The organism is Sphingobacteriaceae bacterium GW460-11-11-14-LB5 (assembly GCA_002151545.1).
Classification (GTDB): domain Bacteria; phylum Bacteroidota; class Bacteroidia; order Sphingobacteriales; family Sphingobacteriaceae; genus Pedobacter.
This window is the reverse complement of sequence record CP021237.1, coordinates 3,688,438-3,701,965: the sequence shown is the minus strand read 5'-3', so window position 1 is coordinate 3,701,965 and position 13,528 is coordinate 3,688,438. Positions and strand designations below refer to the sequence as shown.

Sequence of the window (13,528 nt, the reverse complement as noted above, 5' to 3'; positions counted from 1 at the left end):
TACCGTTAAGCCATGTATATTTGTAGCCATGAATTGTGCGCAGAGAATCATATTATTAATTGGATTGATTTTTCCGCTAGGTGTATACGCACAAACCAAGGTTAGCCTAAATTTTACCGAAGCCAGTTTTGAACAGGTAATAGCAGCCATACAAACGCAAACCCTTTACCACTTCGCATACGGCGAATCTAAAATCCCTAAACATCGGGTATCAATCAAAGTTGAAGAAGAAGAGGCCATAAAAGTAATCGATCAACTCCTGCTTGGCAGTGGGTACACTTATTCGGTGCTTCCCAATAATTTAATTGTGATCAGAAAAAACGCCGAAGGAAAAATGGATAGGGATAGTGTTCGTTTTTTAAAAGAGGTCGTGATTACCGCATTGGGTATCGAAAAAGATAATCATAAGGTGGGTTATGCCCTTACCACCATTAAAGGCTCATCTATTACCAAAGCAAGAGAAAGCAACCTGATTATGGCACTGCAGGGCAGGGTTGCCGGACTAAACATTACCGGCGTAAATGGTGGTCCTGGCTCAGCGGCACGGGTGCTCATCAGGGGTGTTTCGAGCATGACTGCCGCTTCTCCGTTATTCATCGTAAATGGTGTACCCATCGATAACAGCATTAGGGGCAGTGCTAATGAATATGGTGGCGCCGATTATGGCGACGGTATCAGCAATATCAACCCAGACGATATCGAAACGATAACCATATTAAAAGGATCGGCCGCTTCGGCTTTATATGGTGCAAGGGCTGCAAATGGCGTAATCCTCATTAACCTGAAAAGCGGAGGAGAGGATACCAAAGCGAAGTTCGAATACAATACGAACCTGTCTTTCGATGTTCCTGTTAATTCAACTGATTTTCAATATTTGTATGGACAAGGCGCTCAAAACAAGCGCCCTGCGGATTTGTACAATGCCATTTCAACCGGTTTATTAAGCTGGGGAGAAATCATGGATGGCAAATTAACCCCTCAGGTAGATGGTTCTATGCGGCCTTATTCTCCTGTGAAAAATAACATTCAGACTTTTTACCGCACAGCTCCGGCATTTATCAATACACTTTCGCTGGTTGGGGGAAATATAAAGAACAATTATCGTGTATCGGTTTCCAATATGGATTATAATTCTGTTTTAACAAACGGGTCTTTAAACCGTAAAACGTTAAATTTTTATGGTACAGTGGCCTTAAGTCCCAAAATATCGCTCAGCTTAACGGGTAATTATATTTACGAATGGAATAAAAACAAGAGTTACCTGAGCGATGGCCCCTTAAACCCTAATTACGGGATTTCTGCCCTGGCCACCAGTTTAGATCAGTCTATTCTGGCACCCGGTTTTGATGCCGCAACAGGTTTCGAAAGCCGTTGGAACGCCGATGAATACAAAACCAATCCTTATTTCCTGATGAACAAACAAGCCGATTATGCCAATCGGAACCGTTATATCTCTTCGGCAGTACTGAAATATCAATTGGCCAGTTGGGCATCCATTCAGGGAAGAATAGGTTACGATTCGAGTAAAGATGAGGTGGTGAGTATTTTACCCACTGGAACTGCTTTTTCTATCAACCGGCAGGGTGGCATAAATGCTTATAACCAGAATCGTACTTCGGAACTGAATAGCGATATCCTGCTGAGTGCCAGCCGTAACCTGAGCGATAAACTGAATCTTGAACTTTCTATGGGCGCCAATTACCGCGAAAGAAAAGGCAACAGCGAAAAGATAATAGGCTCACAGTTTAAAGTCCCTTATTTATATGTTCCCGAAAATCTGATTACCAGCACCAAAACACTGGCCATTTCAAAGATCGTAACGGAATCTGCTTATTACACGGCCGATCTAAGCTATCAGCGTTTTCTTAATTTCTCGGTTACCGGGCGGTACGATATCTATTCTACTTTGCCTGCCAACAATCGCGGTATTTTTGTGCCGGGGATATCAGGCAGTTTTATTTTTTCAGACCTCTTGAAGTGGAAAGGCCTGGATTTCGGTAAACTACGCCTGGATTTTGCCAAAACCAGCGGCGAACCCATTGTTCCCTATACCACACAGATTTATTATACTGTAGATAATCAGGTGAATGGTACGCCTGTAGGTGGCTTTTCAGGCGATCTGCCCAACTACAATTTAAAACCCTTTACCCTGAATGAAATAGAAGCAGGCCTCGATCTGAAGTTTTTCAACAGCCGGCTGGATATTGATTTTACCTATTTCAATCGCATTACCCACAACGAAATCATCAATGCAAAACAGTCTGTAACTACCGGTTTTACCTCGGCCTACGTTAATCTGGGCGAAACCCGCAATGCGGGAATAGAACTTGCACTTGGCTATACACCAATTCTGACCACAACAAGCAAATGGCAGGTTAATTTTAATCTCACCAAGGTGAAAAATACACTACTCTCTATCGATGGCAATAGCAATTATACCCTTACAGGCACCTACAGGCCTTTAAACGCCAATACAGCCTTAGTGGTAGGGAAACCAATTACCCAGATTATGGCTTACGATTACCTGCGCGATCCCAGCGGAAACATCATTATCGGATCGGATGGCATACCTAAACGAGGCAATTTTATCCCCATGGGCGGTACCATGCCTACTTTATATGGTGGCATAACCAATAGTTTTAACTATAAACGGTTTAGCTTTTCCTTCCTGATTGATTACCGTTTCGGCAATAAAATTCTTTCGGCAACTGAATATTATAGCTATGTGCTGGGTTTAAACAAGGCGACCTTAGTGGGCAGGGCGACCGGTATTGTTGCCGAAGGCGTGTTAGAAAACGGTCAAAAGAACACGATTAATGTTCCGGCTTATGCTTATTACCCCGAGCTGGCCACCAACATTTCTACCTTATCGGTGCTTAACGGGAGTTTTATCAAACTGAGGCAAGCGACTTTAGGTTATGCTTTTGATCCGCGTTTTTTGAAAAGAACACCATTTAGCAGTGTGGGGATCGATCTGGTGGCCCGGAATCTGTTTACGCTGCTTAAATACACCAAAAACATCGATCCTGAATCGCAGTTTTCGCCAACATTAGGTTACGCGGGGATAGAAGGCGCCTCGCTACCGGCTACACGTAGCTTTGGAATCAATTTTAACTTTAAATTCAAATAAAGGATGAGCCAGAACAAGTTATATATCATTGGTGTGTTCTTCCTGGTTTTAATGGGCAGTTGTTCTAAAGCAAAGCTGGATGAGATTAATACCGACCCCACCAAACTTACCGAAAACAATTACGATCCGAACAGTTTGCTGGCACAGGCGCAGCTAAAATATGCCAACCTGGGTTATTATCAGCTGCTCTACCAGAGCACCATGATGCAGTTATTGTCTTCTACTTATTACTATTACAACAATGGCGATAAATATATTAATGTAGGTAGCTTCACAGATTATCAGGGCCGCATTTTCGACGAGGGTTATACTGATGCTTCCTACATCAGGGAGATGCAGCGACTGGCCAGATTGAAAGATCCGGTAGCTTATCAAAACCTGATTGCGATAGGTGATATTATGTTTGTGTTGATTTTGCAACGGATTACCGATACCTATGGCGATGTGCCCTACACGCAGGCCGTTAAGGCGATGCAGGGGATTAAATATCCTGTTTACGACCGCCAGGAAGATATTTACAACCAAATGCTGAATGATCTTGAGGCCGCTACAGCACAACTGGATACTGAAAAACCCGGACCTACTGCCGATCTTTTTTACAAAGGCGATATAAGCAAGTGGAAAAAGTTTGGCTACTCGCTAATGCTCAGGATTGCGATGCGTTTAACCAAGGCAGATCCGGAGAAAGCAAAACTTTGGGCAGAGAAAGCTGCTGATAAAACCTTTACCAGTATAAATGACAATGCAATCCTCTTAACCGACGCTTCCTCGTTTAACAGCCAGAACGGAACATCGCTGGCCTTGAGGACCTTTTCTGATTACCTGGAAGTACGTTGGAGTAAAACCTTAATCGATCAGTTAAAAAATACCAACGACCCCAGGCTGGCAGTCGTTGGTGAGGTACCAAAAGACGGACTGACCAGAAATGCCGATCAGAATTTGAGTGGAAATACCGACGCAGCAGTTCAGGTGGGTATGCCTAATGGATATGATCTGCAGGGTGGGACAACTGATATCAGTCGTTCGCCAAACTACCCGGGGGGCACGGGTACCGGAAGCGATTTTGCCCCGCTCGGAAAATACTCCAGACCACGGACTACCATTTACCTTAAACTGGGAGGACCGATTTTTATTTTGAGTTATGCAGAAACTGAATTTTTACTGGCCGAGGCTAAGGTGAGGGGTTGGAATATTAATGGCACGGCTAAACTACATTATACCAACGGATTAACGGGAGCTATACAGTCGCTTGCGCAGTTAGATCCTCTCGCTGCGGTTGATGCCAATAAAATTACCACATTTGTTAACCAGAATCCGCTTGATGAAAGCAGTACACAAAGTGCATTAAACGCCATAAACACCCAATACTGGGTAGCTACGGGCACCAATTTTAATTTTATAGAAGCCTGGTTAAACTGGAAAAGGAGCGATTATCCTAAACTTACCCCGATTAGCTACAAAGGCAACGTTACCAATGGTACCATACCACGCCGGATGATTTACCTATCGACGGAGGTACTGAACAATCCTCAAAACTATAAAGATGCAATAGCCAGGATAGCGGGGGGCGATGTACTTACAGCTAGGGTATGGTGGGATAAGTAATTAATTGTTGGAATGGCTTGAAGCCATAGCCTTGTTGCATACTGCATGTGGCTTGTTGTAGACTGAAGTTGTCTTGTTGCCAATTGCAGTAGTCTTGTTTTACGATGCTGGAGCCTTATTGTAAACTGCATATGCTTTGTTTCTAATTGCAGGAGTGTTGTTGTGAACTTCAGGTGCTTTGTTGCAAATTAAAGAAGCGTTATTGTAAATTACCAGCGATTTCTAGCGTTGGAGCGAGCAGATTTAAAACTCATACATATTGTTTTCGCGCAAGTTTTCAATTGCAAGTTTAGCGTCGGCTGTTAAGGTGTGGCGCAAACGCGTTTCTTCTTCAATTGCTAACAAAGGCTTATATCCATACTGACTAAAAAATAAGCTGGTATGCGCCTGATAATCGGTTAAAAAATGAGTTAATGAGGTTACATCTGCATCAAAACCTTCACTTTCAAAGTTAAACTGACACGAACTTTTGTAAGAGATAAATACCTCGTCTCCAATTGAAAATGAAACGTTAACATCCCACGTGTTTGGGCCAGTTGGGCTAACAATTTCTTTATCATCTGTAACCGTTTCTACACAGTAAAGGATCTCAAAGGAGATGAACATTGTATTTGTTTCTCCAATTTTTTCTCCGGTAATTTCAAAGCCAGATTGATAATCGTAAGATGTTTTGCTTTCCTTTATATATTGATCATTGTAGATGTATTCATTTATTGTGATGGGCTGTACATTAAATATTTTCATAGGGGTGTATTCTAAAGGAATTGATGATGTTGTTTTGTGAAACTATTGGCGTAAAAAGCGGTTTTTTAGAATTTATTTAACCACCAAGGCACAAGGATACATCTCCCGAATATAAAAAATGCCATCGTAAATATCCGTCCACGATGCAGAATCAGTAAAATGATACACACCTTTCATCAGAAAATGTTTTTTATTGCCTGGATTTTCTTCACGAAACTGCTTAAAGTTTACAAAAGAATAGGGTACAGTTTCAGGAATCCAGGTTTCGAAACTGTCTTTCGCTGGTGGCTCTGCAGCATATTTTTTTTCGATGGTAACTAAACCTGAGGTTCCAACTCTGGAGTTAAAACCTAAGATATAAGTTTGTTCATTAAGCTGTGGATCTGCTGTGAAAAAATTGCCCATCGTTTTCATCTCATCTCCAGTATGCCGTTTCGATTTTTTTATGAGTTCGGGATGTTTGAGGATATGCGCATTATGCGCCCAGACAATTATTTTTTCTTTTGGAAACTTGTATTTTAAGAGCCATTTTAAATTCTCAGCCATTTGTTTATCTCTAATTTGGTTATAATCACCACCCTTGTTCAAAAAAGAAATCTCACTTTTGGTTAAAGCATTTAAGCTTTTAAGTAACATGGTTTCAAAAGTCGTAGTATCAGTTACCGAAAGTTCGCGGTTAATTTGGAGTAATGCTTCCTTAAAATTTCGCTGTTTTTGAAGATTTTTATTATACGTTATTGAGTCGATAAAGGAAAGAAAATCTACTTTATATTTTTCAGTGTTCGTGTAATTTATCTTTTTACTTTTCAGATAATTATCAAGAAATGTTTTCAGCTTTTCTTTGCTATAAAGCCCATGTACCTGATTATCGAAACCAGATATGATAAGTGGATTTTTATCTCTGAATGTTTTTGGTACATATTGATACAAAAGGTCATCGCAGGAATTACACTTAGTCCATACACTAAAAATATTATTTAAGAGGAAAGGATCAATTTTAGACTTTTGTTTTTCCAGCCGATCCCAGCCCTCATTCAATGCAAAAAAGTCACTCTCAAAGGCCAAAACATTGAATCCTTTCTTTTCGTGAAGATATTTAATCAATCTTGTTTTCGCTAAAAAAGCTGGTGAGTCGCCATGATCTTGTTCGCCCATCATGACTACTCTCGAATCACCAATTGCCTGGCCAATAGCTTCCAATTCAGAAAAATTAGTCGAATCTGGCGATATGGTTTTGATATCCACCCGGTTTTCTGTTACAAACTGTTTTATGTCTTTCTGCACGCAAGCTGAAAAAACAATTGAGATAAATGCAAATACTAATAATCGGTTTAACATATTTGATCAGTTGAAAATTGAAAGATATAATTTTTATGCTTATCACTGTATAATTAATTACCAGTTCAAAAAAAATAGGCCATCTTTATTCAGATAACCTATTAAAAAAATTAAAAGAGATAATCATTTTGGACAGCTATATTGACTAAGGCATTTTTCTAAATGTTAATGCTAAAATATGTTTACGTTCCGGATGATCAGTACTTAATGATGCCTTAATATAATTTTTAACCCCAAATACCGTTTCTACCAAACCAATCTGGGCTGCATAAAAAATGGTGTGTCGTTTTTTTCGGGCATCGTCTAAAGGAGTTTTAGCTACAGCTACCGATGTAATGCTACTTTCCATTGCGCTAAGCAATGTCTGTAAAGATTTAATACTGATAACTGTTTCTTTTGGCTCATAAACGTGGCTGGTAATTAAAACCTCAATATATTGTTTTAAATTTTCGACTTTACTGTCGTAAGAGAGGCGTGTTCGGGTGGGAGTAGAAGAATCACCTGTACTCAAAACTTTTTTTCTTACCTGACCCCTCAAATGATCAGCAATCGTTTTGGCGGTTTGTAGTGCTGCAGGATTAGCTATCGCCGCCTTTAAATAATTATAGCTTCTGGTAATTAGCTTATTTAAGGGTTTAAAAATGAGTTCCTGCTCATCAACGGCTTTGCTGTAAACTGGCAGCAGTTGGTTCACCACCCGCATGGCATCGTCGGCATTTTTTGATAACAGTTCTAATGCCTTTATTTCATACATGGCTTTTGGTGGTTGGTAATCAGTTCCCAAGGTTTTTAACCTAATAATTAAATCTTTCAAATTGGCCGAATTTTTTGCATAGCCGGTTTCTGAGCTCAACATAAGCTTTTTTAATTTAGTTAAACATGAAATAATTCTGGGGATGATTAGGCTTTTGATTTAAAGCCGTATGTAATAATACGAAATATTCTGAATAGAAATATGATCTCTTTCAGCGTTTCTATAAAAATTATGAGGAAGCCCCTAACAAAAAAAACGATTTGATAGGGGGTAGATATTAAAGATGTGGTTAATCGAAAAGCTTTAATTATACGTCAATTTTTCTCAAATTTTACTGACCAGTTTCAGCGTTTTTAAGTCGTAAATTAAAATTTCGCTTTTATCAGTTTTGTCGTACTTGTTATTGTTGTTGGTGTCAGTGTGTCCTGTTACAACCATCGTTCCTGTTTGTTTATTCACAACCCAGGTTCTTACGAAGAGTTTATTATCTGTTAACTGTGTTCTTTTTTGTCCGTCGGGAGATAAGATGATAATCTGTTTCGGGTCGTTCCAGTCAATTCCCTTTTTTTCGTCAAGGTCGATCGTTTGAGCAGAAATAATAATGTGGTTAATCCCTAGGTTATCAATCTTCACCTGTTCAATTTTTTCGAAATAACCATCAGCCGGGAAATCTACCTGTTTGCTTTGTCCGTTTTTAGTATTAATGAACAACAGGTATTTGTTTTTGGCATCAGCTACTTTTCCCCAATTTTCAACGCTTGCAATCACATAATCTGTCCCTTCAACTTCTGTTAATTTATTAAAATGAGTATAGTTGTTTTTATCCTGACCGTAAGAAGTCAAGGCCAAAATAGTTAAGATGGTTGTGAATATTTGTTTCATGCCAGGTTTTTTTGAGGTTCGCTATGTTTCTATTTAATGATAAACAAAATACGCCTTTAAGTTTAACTTAAAGGCGTATAACGCATTAAAAATAAATTTTATTTCTTAAAAGGAGTAAGTCAAACCACCAAAAATATTAAATCCGTTTGCCTGATAATACAAATATCTGCTGTAGTTGGTATTTAAGATATTGTTTGCTTTGGCAAAAACAGAGAATTTTTTGTTGATGCGGTAATCAGCACCAAGGCCTAAATCAACATAACCCTTCACTGTTTTAATTTCCTCTATTAATGGATTTGGCACCACATATTGTGCAGGATTAACCGGATTAGAAATGTTTACTTTTGCTTTAATATCGTCCTGGATAACCACACCTGCGTTAAAGCTTAGTTTTTTATTGTAGGTATAAACAAAGTTCGAACTTACTTTTAAACCTGGTTTAAACCACGAATAAGTCTCGGCAGCAGGCTTCCAATCGTCGATGTTTAATTTACCTGTCCATTTTAAGGCATCGCTTACCTGAACAGAAATTTCACCTTCTAAACCTGTTAATTTCGTTTTGCCGAAATCATATATTACATCAAATTTGTTAAAATCAGTAAAGTTGTTGATGAACAAAGGCATATCATCAAACTGTTTTACATATACCCGTGCTTTGTAACCAAAACCCGGTCCACCGGTACCTTTAATACCAGCACTGAAACTTAACTTTTCAACCGTGTTTCTCACCACGATATTGCTGTTTAACCAGGGGTTTTCATCCGTAAAGCCTTTTAGGGAGTTTCTGTTGACATCACCTTTAACTTCTCCAAAAACCTGTAGATAATCAGGAATTAAAGTGAAATCGGCCGTAACGGCAGGGAAGATTTTAGAGCTGCTGAATGCACCAAATTCCTGTACGAAATTAATCCCTGCAGTAATTTTAGCACCTTTAACCTGTAAACGGATGTATGGATTTAAACGCAGGAGGTTATTACCAACACTGGTTAAAGCATCTTTGCTGTTACCAAATTCGGTTGAGGCGGCTAAGCCTAAGTTTAACGAATTAATGCGTTTATTTACATAACCGTTTAAGCTCAGGTAGTTTTCTTTAGCGCTGAATTTATCATTCCAGATATAAGCATTGGCTTTTAATGCATAACTAAAGGCATCTTCATCTTCGGTAAAGTTTTTTACCAGTTCGCCTTCCAGTTCAATGGTGGTTAAAGCTTGTTTATCAGGGTTAGGATTTAGCGTAGGCCTGGTATCATCTATGCCATAAAAGTAAGTACCATTGCGCTCAAAATTGATGCGGCCACTCACGGTATTTTGTTCTAAGATACTACGGCCAAAAATGCTTAACTGTTGATTGCTGCTGTTTTGTTTATTCAGCTTTCCTTCCTGACTAAAATGTTTAAAGTATCCGCCAACCTGTAAACCTTCATCTTTACCGGTATTAAAATAAGCTTCGCCTAAAAGTGTAGCCAGCGATCCGAACGCACCTTTTACATAATTATTTACTAAAATGCTTTCTTTTTCTTCGGCTAAGGCCTGTGCCTGTAACTTCTGGATATCACTGTTCAACTCCAGCTTTCTATCCAAAATGCTGTAGTTCAATTTTGCTTTGTAAGTTTTAACATCATCCAGATTCGGACTTCTTCTTAGCTTTACAGCCTCGGCCAAAATTGGTTTGTACGGGCGCACTACTTCAATCTCTTCGTTTACCACCCCTTTTTCCTCAGTTTTTTTATCCTGCGCCTGAGCAGTCATTAATCCAGCAGCTAAAAAAAACAGTGAACTATATATATATTTAATCGATTTCATAATGCTACTTCTTCTGGTTTAGTTTTTCTAGTTTTTCTTTGGCCGTAGGGATGATATCATCCTTGCCTTCGTAATTATCAATTATACTGAGAAGTGTACTTTTTGCCTGTAAATTGTCTTTCAGGGCTACATAATTATCAGATAAAAGGATAAATGCCTTCGCTACCCAGTAATCGTAAGCAGCCATGTTGTTAACCAGATCGAAACAGGTTTTAGATGAGGTTTTGAAATCACCTTTGTTGTATTCCAATAAAGCCAGATTGTATTTGGCTTCTGCTGCAGCAATGGTTTTTGTTTTGGCCACTACATTTTTAAATTCTTTAATGGCTGTGGTGGTATCACCTTTTAACAAGTAAGCTTTACCAGAGTATAAACTCGAACTGTTTTTTTCTTCTTCTGAAGCTTTTTCCGATTCTTTGGTCAATTGTGCATATTTAAGCATGTCATCAGGCATGTTTAAGGCCGTGTAAGCCTTTAACAAATTGTTGATGGCAAAACTATAGTGCGATTTGTAATCGGTTGTAGTTTCTAATCTTTTCAGGTAAACAATCGCCTCGTTATATTTCTTTTGGTTTAAGAAAAGCTGAGAGATGCTCACCAAAGAACGCTCGGTATAATCGCTTGTCCAGTCGTTTAAGATAAACTCGTAATCTGGAATGGCTTCATCCGGACGACCTAATTTAACCAGCGATTCTGCCCTGATAAATTTGGCTTCTTTTTCGTGGTTGGCTTTAGGGAATTTATCAAAATAAGCATTTACAGCCTGGAATGCACCGTTGGCATCGCCCTTTAAATAAGTATTATTGGCTGCGGCAAAAACGATGTTATCCTGTTCTGAACCGGAGTAATTTCCAAGTGGGGTGGTAGCGGCATAAGCAATAAAACCATTCGCATCGCCACGGTCTACATAGATGTTCTTGATCGATTCCATGGCCTGTTTAGCTTCGTCGGCAGTTGGATAATCACGGATTACCTTTTTGAACGATTCTAAAGCAGCATCATCCTGATCCTGGTTATATTGTACCAAACCAATGGTAACCAAAGCTTTTGCTACATAACTACTGCGCGGATATTTAGCAACCAATTCTACCAGATCTGATTTAGATTTATCAAAATCGCCTTTGTTGAAATAGGTATAAGCCGTTTCGAAGCCGGCATCATCTGCATAGTTTGAGTTTGGAAAAGCCTTTAATAAACTCTGCATGGTTGCAATTTTTGCATCGTACTGGTTTTCCAGCCCCTGGATCATTCCTTTCTGGAAAGTGGCATAATCTTCTGATGTGGTGTTGCGGCTGATGATTTTGTTATAATTAGCCATTGCATCGCCATAGTTTTTGTTTACGAAATAAGAATCGGCTAAACGAATGGTGGCATCATCAATGGTTTTTTGGTCTTTATCATTACCAGTCAGGAATTTTTCGAAATAATTGGCAGCCTTGCTGTATTTCTCATCTTCGAAAGCCGCATATGCCAGGGCATAATTCGCGAAATTATAAACACCGGTTTTATCGGCATCGGGCATCTTCAGGAATTTCTCGAAGGTGGTAACCGCTTCGCCAAACTTACGCAGCTCGTACATCGATTCAGCTTTCCAGTAGGTGTTTAAAGCATTAATTTCATTGTCTTCTGGGAACTTCTCAGAACGTAAAAACATTGATAATGCATTAGGGAAAGCCCTTTCGTTATAAAACTCTAATCCGCGGAAATAGGTTACCTTCTGGTAAGCTTCTTTCGCTTCAAGGTTTTTATCCGGAATGGGTTCTAAAATATCTACAGCTGCCTGATAGTTTTTGGTGGTTAATAAAACCTCGCCTAATAAAGTTTTCGCTTCGTTTATTTTACGCGATTTTGGGAAAGTTTTTAAGAAACCCTGCGTGGCCTCTAAAGCCTGTTGGTGGAATTCTAATTCGTAACTTAATTTGGCATAATTTAACCAGGCTTCTTCCTGTATCCCTTTGTCAAAACTTAAACGCGATGCCCTGAAAAAAGCACTCTGCGCTTTTGGTTTATCGCCCAATTGAATAAAGGCTTTACCCAAAGTATGCATACCATTTTGAAGGTAAACATCATCGGTATTTAGTTTTTCTAAAACGGCAACCGATTCTTTGTACTTTTTATTCTGGAACAAAGAATATCCGTATTGGTAAATGAAGAGGTTATTCTTGGTTTCGCTTTTATCTTTTGCGTAATATTCGGCGAAATACTTTTCAGCATTTTTAAATTCCGATTTTGCAAAATAAGATGCGGCAACCAAACTCAGCATTTCTGGTTCGAACTGCTGCTTGGTTTTTTGAATAGCTGCCAAAGCATAGCTGATTACATCATCGTAACGCTCGTCAAGATAGTACATCGAAGTGATGTAGTATGGATAACTGGCCTCGTAAGTAGGAGAGCCTTTTAACTTTTCGAAGTTGGCCAATGCCGTTTTATACTCTTTATTTAAGTAATTGATATAAGCAAAGTAGTAGGTGGCACTTTCCTGAAAATCGCCTTCTTCTTTTTTAACTTTTTCGAATAAAGGTTCTGCCTTGTCGTAATCTTTAAGTTCGAAATAAGCGTAACCTTGTTTAAACTGGTATTCGTTTCTTTGTTTGCCCGAAAGGGTAGAAGGATCTGTTTTTTCGAACCATTCTAAAGCTTTTTTATAGTTTTTCTGGTTGAAATAAGTTTTTCCAACGTAGAAATAAGCCAGTTTGGTGTTCGGGTTTAACGGATAATCGCGTATAAATGCCTGAAACAAACTTTCGGCATCGCTGTTGGTTAACTCCAGCGCACAAACGGCGGCATAAAATTTGGCATTCTCTTTCAGTAAAGATAATTCAGCGTTGCTCTCCGTTTGGGTAGAAGGTTTATAACGTTGCAGCTCAACAAGTTTAAACTGTTGCGCAGCTGCAGTGTATTTTTCTTTGTCTAATAATTCTAAGCCCGTTTGATAGTTTTTGTTGAGGTTTTGCACAGCGCTAACCTGAGCGTAGGTGCTAAAACTTCCTGCTAAAATTAGCGGAATTAGTAGGTATTTTTTCTGCATTGGTTTCAAATATGGTTGGTACTAAATTAGAAATAGTATCAAAGCTTATCAACAGAAGTAATTAACATCTGTTAATAACACAAATTAACGACAGGATTTTTGGTTTGGTATTAAGGGCTGAACGAATGTGGAAAAGTTAGGTTCATTGGTCATTAGTAATTGGTAGATTGACCGCCTAGTGTGAGATTGCTCTTCTTGGTTAACTGGTTAATTGTTTAAATTGGTTAACTGTATTGTAGTAATT

The 13,528-nt window shown here is 39.0% G+C and carries 8 protein-coding genes; 2 read left to right on the top strand and 6 right to left on the bottom strand.

Annotation, left to right across the window (positions count from 1 at the left end):
• The first annotated feature begins 28 nt into the window (after nucleotides 1–28).
• Complete coding sequence (locus CA265_14700; protein ARS40839.1) at nucleotides 29–3,130, top strand: hypothetical protein; 3,102 nt, start codon at nucleotides 29–31, stop codon at nucleotides 3,128–3,130.
• Between the two features lie 3 nt (nucleotides 3,131–3,133).
• Nucleotides 3,134–4,735 (top strand): SusD/RagB family nutrient-binding outer membrane lipoprotein, encoded by a 1,602-nt coding sequence (locus tag CA265_14695; protein ID ARS40838.1) that lies wholly within the window; start codon nucleotides 3,134–3,136, stop codon nucleotides 4,733–4,735.
• 243 nt (nucleotides 4,736–4,978) lie between these two features.
• Here CA265_14695 and CA265_14690 read toward each other — a convergent pair whose 3' ends face one another.
• The 6 genes from CA265_14690 to CA265_14665 form a co-directional block, all read right to left on the bottom strand.
• Entirely contained in the window at nucleotides 4,979–5,479 is a 501-nt protein-coding gene (locus CA265_14690) for a hypothetical protein (protein ID ARS40837.1), read from the bottom strand.
• A 72-nt stretch (nucleotides 5,480–5,551) separates the two neighbouring features.
• Nucleotides 5,552–6,817 carry a hypothetical protein gene (locus tag CA265_14685; GenBank protein ARS40836.1) on the bottom strand — a complete coding sequence of 422 codons (1,266 nt, stop codon included), beginning with the start codon at nucleotides 6,815–6,817 and terminating at the stop codon, nucleotides 5,552–5,554.
• 145 nt (nucleotides 6,818–6,962) lie between these two features.
• Complete coding sequence (locus CA265_14680) at nucleotides 6,963–7,673, bottom strand: hypothetical protein (protein ID ARS40835.1); 711 nt, start codon at nucleotides 7,671–7,673, stop codon at nucleotides 6,963–6,965.
• Nucleotides 7,674–7,895: 222 nt separating this feature from the next.
• Entirely contained in the window at nucleotides 7,896–8,453 is a 558-nt protein-coding gene (locus CA265_14675; GenBank protein ARS40834.1) for a hypothetical protein, read from the bottom strand.
• Nucleotides 8,454–8,558: 105 nt separating this feature from the next.
• Nucleotides 8,559–10,256 carry a hypothetical protein gene (locus tag CA265_14670; protein ID ARS40833.1) on the bottom strand — a complete coding sequence of 566 codons (1,698 nt, stop codon included), beginning with the start codon at nucleotides 10,254–10,256 and terminating at the stop codon, nucleotides 8,559–8,561.
• 4 nt (nucleotides 10,257–10,260) lie between these two features.
• Nucleotides 10,261–13,284 carry a hypothetical protein gene (locus tag CA265_14665; GenBank protein ARS40832.1) on the bottom strand — a complete coding sequence of 1,008 codons (3,024 nt, stop codon included), beginning with the start codon at nucleotides 13,282–13,284 and terminating at the stop codon, nucleotides 10,261–10,263.
• Between the last annotated feature and the right edge of the window lie 244 nt (nucleotides 13,285–13,528).